The 18389-nt window shown below is 51.9% G+C and carries 18 protein-coding genes and 1 tRNA gene; 12 read left to right on the forward strand and 7 right to left on the reverse strand.

Going from position 1 to position 18389, the window contains the following annotated elements:
- The first annotated feature begins 5 nt into the window (after nt 1–5).
- The gene (locus DXV75_RS10145; protein ID WP_115593290.1) at nt 6–1442 is read left to right on the forward strand and encodes an aldehyde dehydrogenase family protein; all 1437 of its coding nucleotides are present in this window, start codon (nt 6–8) and stop codon (nt 1440–1442) included.
- On the opposite strand, the gene DXV75_RS10150 is transcribed toward DXV75_RS10145, so the two are convergent.
- The 3 genes from DXV75_RS10150 to DXV75_RS10160 all read right to left on the reverse strand — a co-directional run bounded on the left by DXV75_RS10150 (nt 1439) and on the right by DXV75_RS10160 (nt 3890).
- The gene (locus DXV75_RS10150) at nt 1439–1801 is read right to left on the reverse strand and encodes a DUF2237 family protein (RefSeq protein WP_115593291.1); all 363 of its coding nucleotides are present in this window, start codon (nt 1799–1801) and stop codon (nt 1439–1441) included. The genes DXV75_RS10145 and DXV75_RS10150 overlap by 4 nt on opposite strands.
- A 135-nt stretch (nt 1802–1936) precedes the next feature.
- The gene (locus tag DXV75_RS10155) at nt 1937–2830 is read right to left on the reverse strand and encodes a carbon-nitrogen hydrolase (protein ID WP_115593292.1); all 894 of its coding nucleotides are present in this window, start codon (nt 2828–2830) and stop codon (nt 1937–1939) included.
- A complete protein-coding gene (locus tag DXV75_RS10160; protein ID WP_115593293.1) occupies nt 2820–3890 on the reverse strand; it encodes an agmatine deiminase family protein in 1071 nt (356 codons plus the stop codon). The genes DXV75_RS10155 and DXV75_RS10160 overlap by 11 nt, the downstream gene beginning before the upstream one ends.
- 244 nt (nt 3891–4134) lie before the next feature.
- Here DXV75_RS10160 and folE point away from each other — a divergent pair, with 244 nt between their 5' ends.
- Nucleotides 4135–4821 (forward strand): GTP cyclohydrolase I FolE, encoded by a 687-nt coding sequence (gene folE / locus DXV75_RS10165; RefSeq protein WP_115593294.1) that lies wholly within the window; start codon nt 4135–4137, stop codon nt 4819–4821.
- Nucleotides 4822–4848: 27 nt separating this feature from the next.
- Here the strand turns inward: folE and DXV75_RS10170 are convergent, their stop codons facing one another.
- The 3 genes from DXV75_RS10170 to DXV75_RS10180 all read right to left on the reverse strand — a co-directional run bounded on the left by DXV75_RS10170 (nt 4849) and on the right by DXV75_RS10180 (nt 6722).
- Nucleotides 4849–5058, reverse strand: coding sequence for a hypothetical protein (locus tag DXV75_RS10170; RefSeq protein WP_115593346.1), 210 nt, complete (start codon nt 5056–5058; stop codon nt 4849–4851).
- 297 nt (nt 5059–5355) lie between these two features.
- Complete coding sequence (gloA2, locus tag DXV75_RS10175; RefSeq protein ID WP_115593295.1) at nt 5356–5748, reverse strand: SMU1112c/YaeR family gloxylase I-like metalloprotein; 393 nt, start codon at nt 5746–5748, stop codon at nt 5356–5358.
- A 20-nt stretch (nt 5749–5768) separates the two neighbouring features.
- Nucleotides 5769–6722 (reverse strand): aldo/keto reductase, encoded by a 954-nt coding sequence (locus tag DXV75_RS10180; RefSeq protein WP_115593296.1) that lies wholly within the window; start codon nt 6720–6722, stop codon nt 5769–5771.
- 73 nt (nt 6723–6795) lie between these two features.
- Between DXV75_RS10180 and DXV75_RS10185 the strand changes: the two genes are divergently transcribed.
- The 6 genes from DXV75_RS10185 (at nt 6796) to DXV75_RS10210 (ending at nt 12477) form a co-directional block, all read left to right on the forward strand.
- Entirely contained in the window at nt 6796–7323 is a 528-nt protein-coding gene (locus DXV75_RS10185) for a lipocalin family protein (protein WP_115593297.1), read from the forward strand.
- 46 nt (nt 7324–7369) lie between these two features.
- Nucleotides 7370–7933 carry a PhnA domain-containing protein gene (locus tag DXV75_RS10190; RefSeq protein ID WP_220272520.1) on the forward strand — a complete coding sequence of 188 codons (564 nt, stop codon included), beginning with the start codon at nt 7370–7372 and terminating at the stop codon, nt 7931–7933.
- An 89-nt stretch (nt 7934–8022) separates the two neighbouring features.
- The gene (gene pyrC / locus DXV75_RS10195; RefSeq protein ID WP_115593299.1) at nt 8023–9066 is read left to right on the forward strand and encodes a dihydroorotase; all 1044 of its coding nucleotides are present in this window, start codon (nt 8023–8025) and stop codon (nt 9064–9066) included.
- Between the two features lie 26 nt (nt 9067–9092).
- Nucleotides 9093–10646: a substrate-binding periplasmic protein gene (locus DXV75_RS10200; RefSeq protein WP_115593300.1), complete on the forward strand. Its 1554-nt coding sequence runs from the start codon at nt 9093–9095 to the stop codon at nt 10644–10646.
- A 2-nt stretch (nt 10647–10648) separates the two neighbouring features.
- Nucleotides 10649–12028, forward strand: a complete 1380-nt coding sequence (gene dbpA / locus DXV75_RS10205; RefSeq protein WP_115593301.1) for an ATP-dependent RNA helicase DbpA — start codon at nt 10649–10651, stop codon at nt 12026–12028.
- Between the two features lie 50 nt (nt 12029–12078).
- The gene (locus DXV75_RS10210) at nt 12079–12477 is read left to right on the forward strand and encodes an ACT domain-containing protein (protein ID WP_115593302.1); all 399 of its coding nucleotides are present in this window, start codon (nt 12079–12081) and stop codon (nt 12475–12477) included.
- Between the two features lie 230 nt (nt 12478–12707).
- Here the strand turns inward: DXV75_RS10210 and DXV75_RS10215 are convergent, their stop codons facing one another.
- Nucleotides 12708–14780: a M13 family metallopeptidase gene (locus tag DXV75_RS10215; RefSeq protein ID WP_115593303.1), complete on the reverse strand. Its 2073-nt coding sequence runs from the start codon at nt 14778–14780 to the stop codon at nt 12708–12710.
- Nucleotides 14781–15124: 344 nt separating this feature from the next.
- Between DXV75_RS10215 and DXV75_RS10220 the strand changes: the two genes are divergently transcribed.
- The 4 genes from DXV75_RS10220 (at nt 15125) to nusG (ending at nt 18233) form a co-directional block, all read left to right on the forward strand.
- A complete protein-coding gene (locus DXV75_RS10220; RefSeq protein WP_115593304.1) occupies nt 15125–16966 on the forward strand; it encodes an ABC transporter ATP-binding protein in 1842 nt (613 codons plus the stop codon).
- Between the two features lie 193 nt (nt 16967–17159).
- Nucleotides 17160–17236, forward strand: a tRNA-Trp gene (locus tag DXV75_RS10225).
- A 61-nt stretch (nt 17237–17297) separates the two neighbouring features.
- Nucleotides 17298–17675 (forward strand): preprotein translocase subunit SecE, encoded by a 378-nt coding sequence (gene secE / locus DXV75_RS10230; protein ID WP_115593305.1) that lies wholly within the window; start codon nt 17298–17300, stop codon nt 17673–17675.
- A gap of 3 nt (nt 17676–17678) precedes the next feature.
- Complete coding sequence (nusG, locus tag DXV75_RS10235; RefSeq protein WP_115593306.1) at nt 17679–18233, forward strand: transcription termination/antitermination protein NusG; 555 nt, start codon at nt 17679–17681, stop codon at nt 18231–18233.
- The last annotated feature ends 156 nt before the right edge of the window (nt 18234–18389 follow it).

The raw sequence follows: 18389 nt of genomic DNA on the forward strand, positions 1-18389 counted from the left end.
GTATCATGCTGAACTCCCATTATCCTTATTATCTGGCCAGCGAAGCGGTATACGCCAACCAGGATCTGGAGGTTACCAACAAGTTTACCCAAGAGGTCGCAACCCGTGTTGCACTGGCGGATGCAGAGGCCATTGACCGTGCCATTGCGGCTGCGCATCAGGCTCAACCGGCGATGGCTGCATTGGCTCCCTACGAGCGCCAGGCGGTACTTGACCATTGCGTGAAGCGTTTTTCAGAGCGGGCGGATGAACTTGCCAGGGCATTGTGTATCGAAGCGGGTAAGCCGATTAAGGACGCCAGAGGCGAAGTCAGCCGCTTGATTGATACATTCAGGATCGCATCGGAAGAATCAGTTCGCATTAACGGCGAAGTGATAAATTTGCAGATATCAGCCCGGGCCCGTGGCTATCAGGGCATGACCAAAAAGGTTCCGATTGGCCCTTGTTCGTTTATCTCACCGTTCAATTTTCCGCTCAATCTGGCGGCACATAAGGTGGCGCCGGCCATTGCTGCAGGATGTACTTTTGTGCTTAAGCCTGCTTCCCGCACGCCAGTCGGGGCGTTGATCATTGGTGAAGTGCTGGCTGAGACCGGCTTACCCAAGGGGGCATTTTCAATTTTGCCATGCAGTCGCGACGGGGCGGATCTTTTCACCACCGACGAGAGGTTAAAGCTGCTGAGTTTTACCGGTTCGCCGGATGTGGGTTGGGCTTTAAAAGCCAAAGCAGGCAAAAAGCCCGTGGTACTCGAACTGGGTGGAAACGCGGCTTGTATTGTTGATGCTGACGCGGATATTGATGATGCTACCGACAGAATAATAGTGGGTGCTTACTATCAGTCTGGGCAGAGTTGCATTAGCGTCCAAAGGTTGCTTGTGCATCAAAGCATCTATGCAGAATTCAAAGCCACCTATGTGAAAAAGGTTGCTGCGCTGGTGGCTGGCGACCCTGCCGATGAGAACACGTTTATCGGGCCGATGATTTCTGAGTCGGAGGCTAAGCGGTTACAGGGCTGGATAGAGGATGCGGTGGCTGCAGGGGCTAACCTGTTGTGCGGAGGCCAGCGTGAAGGTGCCATGCTGCAGGCAGCGGTACTGGAGAATGTGCCCGTCAGCTGTGATGTTAATGCCGAGGAAGCGTTCGGGCCTGTTTCTGTGCTGTCGGGGTTTGACAGCTTTGAGCAGGCGCTGGATGAAGTGAACAACAGTCGGTATGGATTGCAGGCCGGCATCTTTACCCGGGATATTTATAAAGCGCATATGGCCTGGGACAAGCTGGAAGTGGGGGGCGTGGTGATTGGTGATGTTCCCAGCTGGCGGGTGGACAACATGCCTTACGGAGGGGTGAAAGATTCGGGCCTTGGGCGTGAAGGGATCCGCTATGCCATTGAAGATATGACCGAAACCCGGTTAATGGTGCTGCGCACGCCTGAGCGCGGCTAGCTGGGAACAGCATATTGCTCAAGCAGGGCCAATGGGATCACATCCAGGGCCTTTTCGTGGGTGGCAGCCAGACGTACTCTGGGCGCCACTCCGGCCTCATAGGCCTGCAACCAGCGGCGGGCACACAAACACCAGCGGTCTCCGGGTTTTAAGCCGGGAAACTGAAACTGCGGATTTGGCGTGACCAAATCATTTCCGGAGGAGTATGAAAATTGCAGAAAAGCTGCATCGACAACGGCGCATACGCTGTGGTTACCGTAGTCGCTGTCCGGCACGTAGCAAAAGCCTTCCCGGGTGAACCCGGTATTGCCGCAGCACAGTTGTAACGGCTCGCCATACACATTTTTTGCATTCGCCATTTGGTGTCATCACATTTGAGAGTATGCACCAAGCATAGCGAATGGCGGTACAATCGAAAAGCTCAGAGGGTGTGCGCGAATGAAGCGCACTGAAGAGGTGAAGGGGCAAAGCCCCTTCTGAGCATTAGGGCGTGACTAATCCCGCCAGCGGCGGGTTAGATCCTCATAGGCGTCAATTCTGCGGTCGCGGAAATAGGGCCAGATACGTTTGACCTGTTCGGTGCGGGTCATGTCCAGTTCAACCGCCAGCACCTGTTCTTCGTCGGCACTGGCCTGAGCCAGAATTTCGCCCTGCGGGCCGGTAATGAAGCTTTGCCCCCAGAACTGAATGCCGGGGTCGCCATCAATCGGAGAGGCTTCAAATCCGGTACGGTTGGCCACGATCACCGGTACTGAGTTGGCAACGGCGTGGGCACGCTGGATGGTTTGCCAGGCATTGAACTGACGATCCCGTTCGTCGTCGGTGTCGGTCATGTCCCAGCCAATGGCTGTGGGGTAGAACAACAAATCGGCACCTGCCATGGCCATCAGTCTTGCTGCCTCTGGATACCACTGGTCCCAGCACACCAGTACCCCAAGTTTACCTACACTGGTCTGGATGGGAGTAAAGCCCATGTCGCCAGGAGTAAAGTAAAACTTCTCGTAAAAGCCCGGATCGTCAGGAATGTGCATTTTGCGGTACTTGCCGGCAATTTCCTTTGAGCGATCAAACACCACCGCGGTGTTGTGATAAAGGCCCGAACCACGCTTTTCAAACAGTGAGGTCACCAGCACAATATTATGTTTTTCTGCCAGTTCGCCAAAAAATTCGGTCGCTGGCCCCGGAATGGGTTCGGCCAGATCAAAGGCGTTTGTATCTTCCTGCTGGCAGAAGTACAGCGTACTGTGCAATTCCTGTAACAGGATGCATTCGCATCCATTTTCGGCCAGTTCAGCGATACGGTCGGCACTTTTTTGCCAGTTGATCATTTTATCGTTGTTCGCGACCGACTGTTGAACCAGCCCGACTTTGAGTGTTTTAGAAGTCATAAATACTTACTCCTTGATTCAGTTGCGCAAGGACTTCAGCCCGCAAAGTGTATTGCGGGACCTGCATTGAAACACAGTGCAGGCTACCAAATTGCTGTACCAGTGGCGCACAGTTGATCGGCACTATGCTGTGGTGTGGAAAGGCTCGCTGCATAACTGCGATGGCTTCGCCGTCCTCAGGCTGCTGGTACACTGGTAACAGTACCGCACGATTGCAAATTAAAAAGTTGGCGTAAGAGGCTGGCAAGCGTTCGCCTTCCTGGTTGTGGATGCATGGCAGAGGCAACCTGTATTGCTGATGTTCTGGGAATGCATTTTGGCATTCGATACACAATGCGTTCAAGCCAGCAAAATGGCTGTCATCCGGGCGGTTATCTGCAGCCTGGATCACAAGGCCATGGTCCGGGGTAAAACGCACCAGAGTGTCAATATGACCGTCCGTATCGTCGCCTTCAAGATGGCCCTGATGGAAAATGGTTACCGATTCGCAGCCCAGAAACGCGCAAAACTCTTGTTCATATTCATCCAGTGACAGGTTGCCGTTGCGCTTTGGGTTCAACAGACACTGGGCAGTAGAAAGCAGTTGTCCGTGCTGATCAATTTCCAGCGCGCCCCCCTCTGCTATCAGCGGGTTGCTGCGCAGTGGAGCATTACACATTCCGGCCAGATAACGTCGGTTCACTTGGTTATCGAGAGTGGCATCAAATTTTTTGCCCCAGCCGTTGAACTGAAATTCCACCGGTTCACCGGTTGGCTTGCCATGGTCGTCTCCCCGGCATGTCAGAAAGGCGTAGTCCCGCACCCAGGTATCGTTGTATTCGGCGGGAACAATCAGAACGTTGCTGCTTTTAGGCAAACGGGCCTGCAGGTCGGCTACATCCTGCTGTGCACAGAGCATGATAACACCGGCTTGGGCAGCATTGATCGCTGTTACCAGTTCAAGGTAGACCGAGCGCACTTCTTCGAGCCATGGAGCCCAGTCGGTCTCCGGGTGTGGCCAGGCTAAAATGACCGCATCAAGGCTTTCCCATTCCGGGATTAACGGGCGGTTGTAATTCATCAATGTATCCTTTTCTAAGTCTGCGGCCAATTATAGCTGGCTTGCGAGCGTGCACCAATGGTAAGTGCCCGAGAGAGAACGGCGCAGGCGCACGAAATCTAAACAAAAAATCGGGATTTGCAAGCGATTATGCTATTATTCAGGGTTCATGTCAGAGGCTCTGCCAGTTGTGCGCCAATCTTAACCCAAAGTGGGGTATGGCGCGTATAAGGGCCTAATTGGTTAGTAGTGACGGAAAGTATCCATGTTATCAAATGAAGCAGTCATAGTGCGTGATGCACTGGAACCTGCCTACAGCAGAGAAGCGCTGTTAGTAAGAAACGCTCTTGAAGCAAAGGGGCTGGAAACCCCTATGGTAGACAACCCTTTGTCTGATGATGAAAAGCGTGGCCGAATTGAAGCGGCCATGCACGATATTATGGGGGCTTTGGGGCTGGATCTGTCTGATGACAGCCTGGCCGATACGCCTAAACGTATTGCGAAGATGTATGTCGACGAAATTTTTTCAGGTTTGGATTATCGGAAATTCCCCAAAATCACCCAAATTGAAAACAAAATGGCGTTGAATCAGCCCGTACAGGTATCGGACATCAGTCTTACCAGTACCTGCGAGCATCATTTCGTTACTATCGATGGGACCGCCAGTGTCGCTTATATTCCCAAAGATACGGTTATTGGGTTATCGAAAATTAACCGCCTGGTGGGTTTCTTTGCCCAGAGACCCCAGGTTCAGGAGCGCCTGACGCAACAGGTTCTGGTGGCACTTCAGGCTCTGACAGGGACCGACGATGTCGCCGTGTCGATTAATGCCACGCACTATTGTGTGAAAGCCAGGGGGATCCGCGACACCAATTCTTACACCCGTACTTCTGCTGTCGGCGGGCAGTTTGAGGTAAACAGCGATCTCCGGCGGGAGTTTTTCGCACTCTGAGGCGAAATTCTCCGCAGCCCGCTGAGCCTATCGTTTAGGCAGGTCCGGCTGGGCGACAGATACCACCAGGTTCACCTGCTCTCCAATCCCAAGTGCGGGAACGATTTCCAATACCGCACCGCATTGCTCACAGGTGGCGGTTTGTTCCTTGTACATATTGCGAATTTCATTATGTTCAAGGGCATTAATGTGGCTGCATTGCGGGCAAAGATACTCATGCAGTTGTGAAGCACTCATGATTTGGGTCATCCATTCTGGTCCACGGGGCAGTAATCACCTTCCATATTGATTACCGGTAAACTTGCTGGTCTGCTGCCCCGCAGGTATGTCAACAATATCGGGGCCGGATGTGTTTAAGGTTGTGAGCCGGGGGTGAGGGGCGCGGGCACAGAACCCTGCCCCAAGCCTTAAACTTTCCTAAGCGGATTAGTTTATATATAGCCCATCAGCAGGGATTTTGCCGGGCAGCAGGTTTAACCTAACTGCACAGAGCCGAAGCCCCGTGCTGATTAGTACTTCCTTTTCGCCGGGAATTCAGTTGGCAGGGAGCTCGTAGAGCTCCAGTGGCAGGCCGTCCGGGTCGGCAAAAAACGTGAATCGCTTTTGCGTGTAGGGGTCGATACGAACCTCTTCACATTCTACCCCTTGGGCAGACAGGTGTTCGATTGCGTTGGCAATGTCCTGAACCCGGAACGCCAGGTGCCGCAAACCCTGGGCTTCAGGTCTTGAAGGCCGGGTTGGCGCATTTTCAAATGAGAACAACTCAATTTGCGAACCGTCTGGCAGGGCCAGATCACATTTGTACGACCGGCGTTCCTTGCGGTAGTTTTCATCAATGATTTTCAAACCCAGAATCTCGCTGTAAAACTGCCTGGATCTCGGGTAATCACTGCAGATGATCGCAACGTGGTGGATACCTTCAAGCATTGTGCGGTTTCCTTCTTTATTCAGGGAACTTCCCGTCCCCAAACAGTTTCCAGCAGATGGTACCAGTGCTCACGGCTCAAACGCAGCTCCGATACCCCAGTGCAGGCTCGTATGCGTTCCGGCTTGGTTGACCCAATGATGGGTTGAATATTGGCCGGATGACGTGTCAGCCAACCCAGAACTATGGCCTCCGGGGTCACCTGATAAAGTGCGGCCAGCTCTGCAACCGCCTGTCGGGTGGCTTCGTCGGTAGTGCCGGAAGTTGTTCCGCCGGTGAAACGCCCCTGGGCCAGGCTGCCCCAGGCCTGCAACTGCACATTATGAGTCATGCAGTATTCCAGAGTGCCAGGTGCAAAACCGGAATTGCGGTTGGCAGTGCTGCCAGTAGTAATGCCATCCTCCATCCAGTCGCGAAAGGCCAGGCTCATCTCCAGCTGGTTGGCTACAATGGGTTTATCCAGCGCAGACTGCAGGTACTGAATTTGGTGCCAGTGCATATTTGAAACACCAACATGGGCAATTTTACCCTCCTGAATCAATTGTGTAAGGCACTCGGCAACTTCAGCCAGTTCCATCAGCGGATCCGGGCGGTGTAACAGCAGTATTTCGAGATGGTCAAGCCCCAGTCTTGTCAGGCTTTGTTCGACAGACTGTCTGATCCAGTCCGCAGAGATTTCGTAACGCTTGGGGCCAAGCTCGTCCTCGAAGCGGATAGCGCATTTTGACTGTATAATCATGTCATTACGCAAAGAAGGAGTGTCCTTGAGTACCTGCCCGAATACGGTTTCCGCTTTGCCCATGGTATAAATGTCCGCGTGGTCAAAAACGGTTATCCCCTCTTCAAGCGCAGTTTCGACGGCAGTTCGGGCTTGAAGATAGTGTTCCCGGGTGATTGGGCTGTGATCCCAGTCTCCGCCCAGCCCCATACAACCATAAATAAGCTGACTGGCGTTGGGATAGAAATTTTGAAGCATTTTTTAACCTGAATCGATGTTATCTGATAGTTATAGGATAACACGAGTGGCAAGCAGATTGGATGGAGTGTATATGAGAATTGTCGGCTGGATGTTGGGTTTATTCGCATTGACTGCGTGTACTACAGTGCCCGAAAACGTTGACCCCATAAAGGAGTTTGAGTTGTCCAGATATCTTGGGACCTGGTATGAAATCGCCCGATTTGAGCACAGTTTTGAAGCCGGACTGACCGATGTGACTGCAAAGTACCAAATGCGGGAAGACGGAGGTGTGCGGGTCATAAATCGTGGCTATTCACCTGAAAAAAAACAATGGGAAGAGGCCATCGGAAAGGCCTACTTCGTTGGTGACCCGACAATTGGGCATCTGAAAGTCTCCTTTTTCGGCCCGTTTTACGCCAGTTATGTGATCATAGCACTGGATAAAACCAACTATCAGTATGCGCTGGTAACCGGGCCAAACCGGGACTATCTGTGGGTTTTGGCCAGAACGCCTCAGCTACCGGAATCAACCGTAATGAGCTTGTTGGATAAGGCAAGTGCTCTGGGGTACAACACCGATAGTCTGATCTTCGTATCGCATTCCCGCAACGATGGATAAGGGGCGTGCTATACTCTGCGCATTTCCCAGCAGTTGAGAATAGATTGTGTTAGAAGAGCGCGTAGCGGCGAGAGCCAATGGAGTATGTGAGTTGTGTGGCAGTAGCGAGGAGTTGGCCGTTTATCCGGTACCTGCTTCCCCCAGCGAGGATTCGGACACCGCAGTACTGGCCTGTGAGCGTTGCCGGGCCCAGTTGGATGACGAACAGACGCTGGATACCAATCACTGGCGCTGCCTGAACGATGCCATGTGGTCGCCGGTTGCGGCAGTGCAGGTTTTGGCCTGGCGAATGCTAAACCGCCTGAGCAGCGAAACCTGGGCGCAGGATCTGCTCGACATGATGTACATTGACGATGCTACACGACAGTGGGCAGAGGCCGGGCTGGTGGATCACAGTCGTGAGCCCACACTGGATGCAAACGGCACAGTACTGGCAGCCGGTGACACCGTTCATCTTACCAAAGACCTGGATGTGAAAGGCACCAGTTTTACTGCCAAACGCGGAACCGCGGTGCGCAATATCAGTCTGAGTGACAATCCCGCACATATAGAGGGCCGGGTTAACGGCACCCGAATCGTCATTATTGCGGAATACACCAAGAAGGCCTGAGCGGTTTAAGGCTGCCAAATTCGGCGGATTCAGGCATAATAGGTGGGATGTAATTCTTCCCACCTCCCATTTTTACAAGGCTGAAGTTCATGCAAAAAATCACATTGCGTACCCCGGATGACTGGCATTTGCATTTTCGCGATGAGGACATGCTTCGGGAAACCGTACCCGCCACCGCCCGCTGTTTTGCGCGTGCCATCGTGATGCCCAATCTGGTGCCTCCGGTGACCACAGCGTCAATGGCTGTGGAATACCGGCAGCGTATTCTGGCGGCTCGTCCTGACGGCAGTAACTTTGAACCTCTAATGACCTTGTACCTGACCAACCAGACCAGTGTTCAGGATATTGCCGATGCCAAGGCGGCAGGTGTTGTTGCGTGTAAGCTTTATCCGGCTGGCGCAACTACAAATTCCGATGCGGCAGTTACCGGTATCGAGGCGCTTTACCCGGTGTTTGAGGCGATGCAGCAGCATGGACTGTTGTTGTTAATACATGGAGAAGTGACTCAGTCCCACGTCGATATCTTTGACCGTGAAAAAGTGTTTATCGACACACATTTGCAACCAATTGTGGCGGCATTCCCTGAATTGAAGGTGGTGTTTGAACACATTACTACCGCAGATGCAGCCCAATTTGTGTTTGCAGCTTCCAGTTACGTTGCAGCGACTATTACGCCACAACATTTGCTGCTGAACCGCAATGATTTGCTGGTTGGTGGTGTACGCCCCCACAATTATTGTCTGCCGGTACTGAAGCGAAACACGCACCAGCAGGCACTGCGTGAAGCCGTTAAAAGTGGTTCGGAAAAATTCTTCCTGGGTACGGATTCCGCGCCCCACGCCCGCCACAGAAAAGAGAATGCCTGTGGATGTGCAGGTTGTTATAGTGCCTGGAGCGCCATAGAACTGTACGCTCAGGTGTTCGAAGACCTGGGTGTATTGGATAAACTGGAGGGCTTTGCCAGCAACTATGGGGCAGATTTTTACGGTTTGCCACGAAATACCGGCACTATTACTCTGGTGAAAGATGCCTGGCAGGTGCCGGAAATCGTCACCCTGGCGGACGGAAACGAAATGGTTCCATTTTATGCAGGGCAAACCTTGAACTGGAAACTGGAAGCGCCCCTGGCCTGAACATTCGGAATATCTGCGGAAGTAGCATGCAGTTGAAAGTGGTGGTGTTTACAAGCTGGTTGCTGGCCACATTCTGGTCTTTGGCAGGGTATGCAGCGCCGCTGCGGATGCTGGTTACCGACATGCCACTGTTTGTTGACCCACAGCCAAATGGTGAAGTGTCAGGTTATGCCGTTGAAATGGCGGCGGAAATAGCAAGGGAAGCAGGTTTTGAGCTTCAGCCCTATCCAATGCCATTGGCCAGAAAGCTGGCAGAGCTGAACAATCACCCTCCGCAGACTCTGGCTATTGTGAATCGTACAGAAGATCGCGAGGCTGATTATTTCTGGATAACTCCGATAGTCGCTGTGCCGGTAACCCTGTTTGTGCGTTCAGATTCTGAACTGGTTAACGCCGGGTCTGTTTCGATAGCCGACATCAAATCCGTCAGCGCGGTGCGCAATGAATACCGCCATCGTGAGCTGAAGGCCCGCGGTGCCAAAAACATTATGGCGGTTAAGGGTTGGGAGCACGCGGTGGAAGCAGTGCTCAAAGGGCGTGTAGAGAGTATTCTGTTCTCGCCATTAGGCTTGAGGCTGATTTGCATAAAGCAGCACTTGAATTGTTCCGATCTCCAACCGGTACTTACTCTGCAAACGCGCTATACCTACCTTGCATTGCCGCGCATTTCAGGCAACCAGGCGCTGGCGGAGAGGCTCACTTTCGCTGCCTCGCGCTACAAGAATCAACGTGCCTTTGAAGAGCAGGCCAGAGCACTGCTCAGTAAATTAATGTCTGTTGGCCATGAGCTCGAATTACGTGACGGCATTTTATTTGAAAAAAACTACTATCCTGACATAGAGGAGCGAAAGCTTTGGGTTATTGCGGACAAAATTCCGTTTTTTGTTGAACAGGATGAACGCGGCCGCATTCATGGCTACGGGGCTTCACTGGTTACCGGCATTCTTGCGCAAGCGGGTATTACCCAGCAGCGTTTTCTTGTTGCACCGTGGGAACGCATTTTTCGCGAATCTCTGACCAAGTCGAATGTACTGGCCTTTGCGATTACCCGCACCCCGCAAAGGGAGTCGCTATTTCACTGGATAACTCCACTAACCCGAGCTAGACAAGGTGTATACGGGTTGAATGCGGTAAAATATGCCAGTCTGGCACAGTTGCCCCCAGATACACGAGTGGCGGTATTGAGTGGTGATTTTAGAGTAGAGCGGGCAAGGCAACTTGGTCTGGACCCCATTGAATACGACAGTTTACCGGTGGCAATAGAAGCGGTGTATGGCCATGATGCTGAGCTGGTTTTTACCTCCAGTGCGGGGCTGACTCTGGCATGCCAGAAACTTGCGCATAAATGTAATGGCCTTGCACTGGCTGCCGAGGACGATGTATCTACTACTTATTTGGTGCTTTCAAAGCAGGGTACCACCCTGGCGCTGGTGGAGCGGTTGAAGTTGGCCGCCGTGCGAGAGAAAGAATCTGACACTTACATTCAGTGGTCGCGGGAATGGAGTGATGACTTGAACCGTCAAGGGTTGCTTCAACACATTTCTGAAGGTGTTGTGAACGTCTGGCCGAAAGGACAATAGTGATGACAAGTTTTGGTGAACTGCCGATACGAACCGAGCTCAGCAGGGCTTTGAAGCAACTGGGTTTCGAGTCCCAAACCCCCATTCAGCAGCAGGCGTTACCGGTCATACTTGATGGCAAGGATGTGATTGCCCAGGCCCAAACTGGCAGTGGTAAAACACTGGCGTTTGCACTGGGGGGATTACAGCAGGTTGACGTAACCGTACCTGAGGTACAGCTGTTGATTTTGTGCCCCACCCGAGAGCTTGCTGAGCAAGTGGCAGAGCAATGTCGCAAAGTTGGTGCAGCTCTGGCGAACCTGAAAGTGCTGACTTTGTGTGGCGGAACGCCAATGGGGCCGCAGATACAGTCCCTCAAGCATGGCTGTCATGTCGCTGTTGGTACCCCTGGTCGGGTTTTGGATCATGTGAATAAACGCCGGCTTGATTTGAGTCACGTGCGAATTCGGGTACTGGACGAAGCTGACCGAATGCTTGAACTGGGTTTTGCTGAAGATCTGGCCAGTATTTTTGCTGCCACACCTGCTAAGGTGCAAACGCTGATGTTTTCAGCCACTTATTCGCCCGCAGTGGTGCAGATAACAGGGGCCTACCTGACTGATCCCGTTACAATTAAAGTGGCCGCTGAGGACACTGTGAATCAGGATATCGTGCAACTGGTTTATCGTGTGGAAGAGCAAGGCAGGCTAAATGCCCTGATGGCGGTGCTTTCCCACTACCAGCCAGCTACAGCCATTGTGTTTTGTAATACCAAACAGCAGACCCGCGATGTTTCTGATGTACTGACGGAAGCTGGCTTCAGTGCAGGGGCAATTGAAGGTGACATGACCCAGGAAGCCAGAAACGAAGTTCTGGTGCGGTTCGCCAGTGATGCATTGCGTGTGCTGGTGGCAACGGATGTGGCCGCCAGGGGGCTGGACATTGCGGATGTGGCCTGTGTGATTAACTATACGGTCAGCGAAGAACCCGAAACTCATGTGCATCGCATTGGACGCACCGGAAGGGCAGGAGCTGAAGGTCTTGCGATTACGCTATGCAGTGAGAAGGAGCAGATATTTCTGGCTCGAATCGAGGAACTCATGGACACGTCAATTCCTTCAAAGGGAGCCCAGAGTTTGCGTTTTCATGCCAACCGCATCCTGGAGCCGGTTTATGTATGCATTGGGCTTTCGGCCGGGAAAAAGCAAAAGATTCGGGCCGGCGACATACTCGGTGCCCTGACCAAGGATGCCAGCCTGCCGGGTGAGGATATCGGGAAAATCACTGTGCGTCAGCAAATCAGCTACGTGGCCGTGAAATTACGCAGTGTCAAAAGGGCGCTTAAACAATTTCGTGAAGGGCAGATCAAGGGAAAGCGGGTGCGGGCGAGGAAGCTGGGCTGAATGTAGCATTCCAGTCTAAGTTTACAGTAACCCCGCAGGTGGAAGTGGTTATGAGTGGCGAACGTGACACAGACAGTCTGATTAAAAACCTCAGTCCTGAGCTGGATGATGCCAGCTATGTGTTTGTGTGTGTACCCGAACGGGACGTTGCAAAGCTTGCGCATATTCCGCTAAAGGGGTTATTTTACGAAAAAGAAGCTACAACGCTGATTTGCCAGCGTAACGCGGCGGAATCTCTAAAGTTGGTCTATAACGGTGTGTTTCGCTGTATTACCTGCCAGGTTCATTCTAGCCTGGAAGCGGTAGGGCTGACGGCCCGGCTTTCTTCCGCACTGGCACAAGCAGGAATAAGCGCCAATGTGGTGGCAGCTTTTTATCATGACCATATCTTTGTCCCCGAATCACGAGCGCAGGAAGCGCTGAAGATACTGCAAAGGCTTGCTTGTTGAGTGGGGGACCTGGTTCAGTTCAAATTACTGTCTCATGTTTGACGTCATAGAATCCCCTTATACCCTGTAAAAAATAATGAGAGTTTATCCTTACAGCTGATGCAATCGCAATCTGTAGCTTGTGGGCAATTTTTTCTCAGCCCCAGCCTTCCTTAAGCCGAAAAAAAGCGGGACCAACTGGCCCCGCTTTTGTTGTCGCTACCATTCAGCAGCTGATTTGTGTTTACCTGCTACCAGATTTTTACCCGGTTCTCCGGTGCCAGGTACAGGGTGTCGTCTTCGCTGACGCTGAAAGCCTCATAAAACTCAGGCACGTTACGCACAGCACCGTTGGCGCGGAAATGTGCCGGTGAGTGGGTATCGGTCTGAATCAGTGTGCGCAGGGATTCATCGCGGTATTTATTGGCCCAAACCTGGCCGTAACCGATGAATACGCGCTGGTCACCCGTGAATCCGTCCAGTACCGGAGCCGGTTTGCCGTCGAGTGACAAATGGTACGCTTTCAGTGCGATACTGATACCGCCCAGGTCGCCGATGTTTTCACCCAGGGTGTATTCACCATTGACGTTCAGGTCCGGAAGCGCCTGGAAATCGCTGTACTGCTCAATCAGCTTGGCGGTGCGTGCTTCAAATTCTGCTCGATCAACATCTGACCACCAGTTACGCAACACACCATCACCGTCGAACGTGCTGCCAGAGTCGTCAAAACCGTGTCCGATTTCATGGCCGATAACCGCACCAATACCACCATAGTTCACCGCATCTTCTGCGTTCATGTCGAAAAACGGCGGTTGCAGGATAGCTGCCGGGAATACGATTTCGTTTTGTGGCGGGCTGTAATAGGCATTTACCGTTTGCGGCGTCATGCCCCACTCATGTTTCCACACGGGGCCGCCTTGTTTTTTGAGCATCTCCTCATACGCCACATCGGCGCTGCGCTTAAGGTTGCCGAACAAATCCCCGTCATCGACGGTCAGTGCTGAATAGTCTTTCCAGATATCCGGATAACCGATTTTAACCTTGAACTTGGACAGCTTGTCGAGAGCCTGGGCTCGGGTTTCGTCGGTCATCCAGTCGAGGTTTTCAATACTGTCCTTGTAGGCCAGCAACAGATTGTTGACCATTTCCAGCATGCGGGCTTTGGCTTCCGGCGGGAAATGCTTCTTGACGTAAACCTTACCAATGATTTCTCCGACGTGGCCATTGAGCAGAGATACGGCTCTGCGCCATTGTGGGCGCTGTTCTTTTACACCACTGAGTACTTTGCTGTAAAAATCAAAATTGGCGTCGTCGAACTCAGCACTGAGTCGGGTCGCAGACGCATTCAGCAGGTTCCATTTCAGGAAAGTTTTCCAGTCATCGAGTGAGGTGTCTGCAATCAGGTCGTCGAGCTGCTTCATAAAGTCGGTTTGCATGACAACCAGACCGTCCAGATCGGTAAGCTGGGCCTGGGTCAGGAATGCATTCCAGTCAAATTGTGGCATCAGGGCAGACAGCTCTGCCAAAGGCACCTTGTTGTAATTTGCAGCCCAGTCGCGGGTATCTTCTTTCTTCATGTGCAGGGTTGCGATGGCCGATTCCAGCGCCATCAGCATTTCAGCGCTTTCAGACGGCTTATCAAATCCGGCCAGAGTAAACATTCTTTCAATGTGTTTGACGTATTTGTCGCGAATTTCCTGTGACGTTTCGTCATCTTTAAAGTAGTAGTCTTTTTCCGGTAAGCCCAAGCCCGCCTGCCAGGCGTAGATCATGTAACTTTCGGGAGACTTGAAGTCCACATACTGGCCAATGGAAAACGGAGCGCCGTAGCCGTAGCGGTTTGCATAGGCAAAATATTTGGCCAGTTCAGAGTAGTCTGCGATGGCATCGATTTTTGCCAATTCGGGTTTCAGAGGGGCCATACCCAGCGCGTTGCGAGTTTCCATGTCCATATAGGCCTGATAGAAGTCACCGACCTTTTGCTCGTCACTGCCCTGCTTAAAATCGCCTTCGGCAGAGCTTTTGATTATCTCCATTACATCTTCTTGCGCTTCGTCACGCAAAATCGAAAAACTGCCGTAGCTGGATTTGTCAGCGGGAATTTCGATGGTATTTATCCAACTGCCATTCACGTAGTTGAAAAAGTCATCGCCCGGATCAACCGTAAGATCCATGTTCTCCTTGATAACACCCGAACTCAGTTGCTGCTGTTCGCTCTGGGTCTGTTCTGCGGTGGTATTGCCGTCGCTGACCGATTGGGTTGCAGCAGGGCTGCAAGCGGTAAGCGCCATTAGGACGCTGAGGCTGATTAATGTTTTTTGCATGAGTATTCCTGTCCTGTGCGCTTCAGTAAGCTGGCGCATCTGTGATTATTTCCATTGCCGACCCGGTGCACCTGTTGCGGTAAACGAACTCGTTACCTAGATGCTGGCCGATGTGAGGCGTAGGCGCTCACAATTTACACCAAATTTTTTTACCATGATGAGGGCCATAACAAAACCGTTTCTCTCAAAAATACATAAGTTGTAACAACTTATTCTTTACTGCCTGTAAGGTTCCTGAATAACCCAGGATCGGGAGGTTGTTAGGCAATGACGCTGGCAGTATCTTGAAAAAGCGTAATCTATCCTCACTAAGCAAAGGTTAAGCACACAACACCGAGCCTGATATGTTTTCATTGTTTGAAAGGCTGACACAGCCTTTCCCCAAGGACGCGCCGACCCAGCCCCCCCAGGGACTGGTGGCGTTTTGTCGTTACTATACCCGGGGAATGTGGGGGGTGATCGCCGTTGTTTCGCTGCTGAGTGCGATGGTTGCGGTTATGGAAGTTGCGTTGTTCGGCTTTCTTGGGAAGCTGGTAGACTGGTTTGCCGAGGTTGACAGAAGTACCTTTCTGGCTGACCAGCAATGGACGCTGGTTGGCATGGGGCTGGTTGTGGTAGTGCTGATACCGGGCACCATTCTGTTGCGTTCACTGTTCAGTCGCCAGTCGTTAATGGGCAACTATCCCATGCGGATCCGCTGGCAGGCTCATCGATACCTGCTTGGCCAGAGCCTGAGTTTTTTCCACAACGAGTTTGCCGGCCGGGTTGCGACCAAAGTGATGCAAACGGCGTTGTCTGTGCGAGAAACGGTGACCAAAGTGCTCGATTTGATGGTTTACATCAGCGTGTATTTTGTCTCCATGGTTGTGTTGATTTTCAGTACTGACTGGCGTCTGGCGGTACCATTGCTGGTCTGGTTTGTGGTTTATCTGGGCATTCTTCGTATGCTGGTGCCCAAACTCAAAGCAGTGTCGCAGCGCCAGGCTGACGCGCGTTCCGTGATGACAGGCCGCATTGTTGACAGCTATACCAACATCACCACTGTGAAATTGTTTTCACACAGCCGGCGCGAAGCCGACTATGCACGTGAAAGCATGGACGGGTTTCTTCAAACCGTTTATCCGCAGATGCGTCTGGTAACCATTCTGGAATTTTGTGTTGAGTTGTCAAACGCGCTGCTGATTTTTTCCATTGGTGCGTTGTCGGTTTATCTTTGGCTCAACAGTATCGTCGGGCCCGGTGACATTGCGGTCGCAATCAGCCTTTGTCTCCGTTTGAATGGCATGTCGCACTGGATCATGTGGGAAGTGGCGTCGCTGTTTGAAAATCTGGGTACGGTTCAGGATGGCATCAACACCCTGTCGCAGCCGGTGGAAGTGAAAGATAAAGCCAATTCGACAGCGCTGACTGTCGCGGGTGGTGGAATAGAATTCGATGCCGTTCGCTTTGCCTATCTGGGCAACGACAGTCACCCCATTGACGTGTTCAATAATCTTAATTTAACCATTAAACCGGGTGAAAAGGTCGGGCTGGTTGGTCGCTCGGGAGCGGGTAAGTCAACGCTGGTGAATTTGCTGCTCAGGTTTTACAACACCAACAGCGGGACCATCCGAATCGATGGGCAGGACATCAGCCAGGTGCCCCAGGAGCAATTACGTTCGTTAATCAGTATGGTGACCCAGGACACATCCCTGATGCATCGCTCAGTGCGGGACAATATTATTTACGGTCGCACAGATGCTACCGATGAGGAAATGATTGCTGCGGCAAAGCAAGCAGAAGCGCACGAGTTTATTCTCAGCTTATCTGACAGTGCAGGCCGCACAGGATACGACGCCCATGTAGGGGAAAGAGGCGTAAAGCTCTCCGGTGGTCAGCGTCAGCGCATTGCCATCGCTCGGGTACTACTGAAAGATGCGCCGATTCTGGTGCTTGATGAGGCCACTTCAGCGCTGGATTCGGAAGTTGAAGCAGCTATCCAGGATTGCCTGAATACGGTGATGGAGAACAAGACTGTACTGGCCATCGCGCATCGGCTGTCCACGATAGCGCAAATGGACAGGCTTTTGGTGCTGGATAAAGGGCGTATTGTGGAAGCGGGAACCCACGCTGAGCTGGTGGCTAAAAATGGCATTTATGCCAAGCTTTGGGCTCATCAGACCGGGGGCTTTATCGGCGTTGAATGAGGTCTGTAGGCTTGTGGATAAATCGCTTGTAACTGAGGGTTGGTTGAGTATAATACGCGTCCCTCCCTTGCGATACCGCACTTTCCTGACAAAGACGCTGAATTCACAAGGGCAGTGTAAGCTAATTTCGGCAATATGATTGCCGGCTTGGATACTCGTTCTTCAGGCGTTAAGGCCAGAACGAAAATACCACAGGGGTGTAGTTCGAATTGGTAGAACAGCGGTCTCCAAAACCGATGGTTGGGGGTTCGAGTCCCTCCACCCCTGCCAAAATATCGTCTTGCGACCATGCGCGTGAGGCAAATAGTTGCAGTAATGCTAGGATCGTGACATGAGCGAAAAAACGGAAAATACGTCCAATCCGTTGGACATGTTGAAATGGTTGATTGTGTTTGCCCTGCTGGCGGGCCTGATCTCCGCAAATTATATGTTCGGTGAAGTTTCGGTACTGTATCGAGCCCTGGCTGCCGTTGCCGTTGTGGTGATTGCTGGTTTTATCGCCGCCACTACTGAGAAGGGTAGTGCTTTTCTGACGTTCGCCAAAGAATCCCGTCTGGAAGTGCGCAAGGTCATTTGGCCAACCCGCCAGGAAGCCAATCAGACTACCTTGATTGTTATGGTTGCAACCGTCTTCATGGCACTGGTCCTTTGGGGGCTGGATGGCATTATCGTGCGTTTGGTCGGCTTTATTACCGGAATAGGAGCATAAGCGATGTCTGAAGAAACCAAGCAAGCCAAGAAAAGATGGTATGTGGTTCAGGCCTATTCACAGTATGAGTCGCGGGTTAAGAAAACCCTGCTTGAATACATCAAAATGCATGGCATGGAAGATTACTTTGGTCAGGTTCTGGTACCTACCGAAGAAGTGGTTGAGATGCGTGCCGGCCAGAAGCGTAAATCTGAGCGTAAGTTTTACCCAGGCTACGTACTGGTTGAAATGGAAATGAATGAAGATTCGTGGCATTTGGTGAAAAGCGTACCTCGTGTACTGGGCTTCATTGGTGGTACTTCAGATCGCCCAATGCCTATCTCCCAGCGTGAGGCAGATGCGATCCTCAACCGTCTGGAAGAGTCGGTTGACAAACCGAAGCCAAAAACCTTGTTCGAACCAGGCGAAGTGGTTCGGGTTATCGATGGCCCGTTTGCCGATTTCAATGGTGTAGTTGAAGAAGTTGACTACGAAAAGAGCCGCGTAAAGGTATCGGTACTCATTTTCGGACGTTCTACTCCGGTAGATCTGGAATTCGGTCAGGTCGAGAAAGGCTAACCGATTTCCTGGTTATCATTTCAAAAAAAAAGCGGCTCAATGCCGCTTTTTTTGTGCCTGCGAAGCCAGAACAACGATGTGTTAGTTTACCGAGAAACCAGACATCATAACGATCACGGTACATTTTCATAATCTTCCGAATTTGTAGTGCGGCGG

This window comes from Alteromonas aestuariivivens (assembly GCF_003367475.1).
Lineage (GTDB): Bacteria > Pseudomonadota > Gammaproteobacteria > Enterobacterales > Alteromonadaceae > Alteromonas > Alteromonas aestuariivivens.

Excerpts from the sequence above, each read along its gene's own strand:
- DXV75_RS10200 (WP_115593300.1), top strand. The coding sequence starts at position 9,093 with ATGCAGTTGAAAGTGGTGGTGTTTACAAGCTGGTTGCTGGCCACATTC.
- pyrC (WP_115593299.1), top strand. The coding sequence starts at position 8,023 with ATGCAAAAAATCACATTGCGTACCCCGGATGACTGGCATTTGCATTTT.
- dbpA (WP_115593301.1), top strand. The coding sequence starts at position 10,649 with ATGACAAGTTTTGGTGAACTGCCGATACGAACCGAGCTCAGCAGGGCT.
- DXV75_RS10180 (WP_115593296.1), bottom strand. The coding sequence starts at position 6,722 with ATGCTTCAAAATTTCTATCCCAACGCCAGTCAGCTTATTTATGGTTGT.
- gloA2 (WP_115593295.1), bottom strand. The coding sequence starts at position 5,748 with ATGCTTGAAGGTATCCACCACGTTGCGATCATCTGCAGTGATTACCCG.
- DXV75_RS10160 (WP_115593293.1), bottom strand. The coding sequence starts at position 3,890 with ATGAATTACAACCGCCCGTTAATCCCGGAATGGGAAAGCCTTGATGCG.
- nusG (WP_115593306.1), top strand. The coding sequence starts at position 17,679 with ATGTCTGAAGAAACCAAGCAAGCCAAGAAAAGATGGTATGTGGTTCAG.
- DXV75_RS10155 (WP_115593292.1), bottom strand. The coding sequence starts at position 2,830 with ATGACTTCTAAAACACTCAAAGTCGGGCTGGTTCAACAGTCGGTCGCG.
- secE (WP_115593305.1), top strand. The coding sequence starts at position 17,298 with ATGAGCGAAAAAACGGAAAATACGTCCAATCCGTTGGACATGTTGAAA.
- DXV75_RS10220 (WP_115593304.1), top strand. The coding sequence starts at position 15,125 with ATGTTTTCATTGTTTGAAAGGCTGACACAGCCTTTCCCCAAGGACGCG.
- folE (WP_115593294.1), top strand. The coding sequence starts at position 4,135 with ATGTTATCAAATGAAGCAGTCATAGTGCGTGATGCACTGGAACCTGCC.
- DXV75_RS10185 (WP_115593297.1), top strand. The coding sequence starts at position 6,796 with ATGAGAATTGTCGGCTGGATGTTGGGTTTATTCGCATTGACTGCGTGT.
- DXV75_RS10210 (WP_115593302.1), top strand. The coding sequence starts at position 12,079 with ATGAGTGGCGAACGTGACACAGACAGTCTGATTAAAAACCTCAGTCCT.
- DXV75_RS10170 (WP_115593346.1), bottom strand. The coding sequence starts at position 5,058 with ATGAGTGCTTCACAACTGCATGAGTATCTTTGCCCGCAATGCAGCCAC.
- DXV75_RS10215 (WP_115593303.1), bottom strand. The coding sequence starts at position 14,780 with ATGCAAAAAACATTAATCAGCCTCAGCGTCCTAATGGCGCTTACCGCT.
- DXV75_RS10150 (WP_115593291.1), bottom strand. The coding sequence starts at position 1,801 with ATGGCGAATGCAAAAAATGTGTATGGCGAGCCGTTACAACTGTGCTGC.
- DXV75_RS10145 (WP_115593290.1), top strand. The coding sequence starts at position 6 with ATGCTGAACTCCCATTATCCTTATTATCTGGCCAGCGAAGCGGTATAC.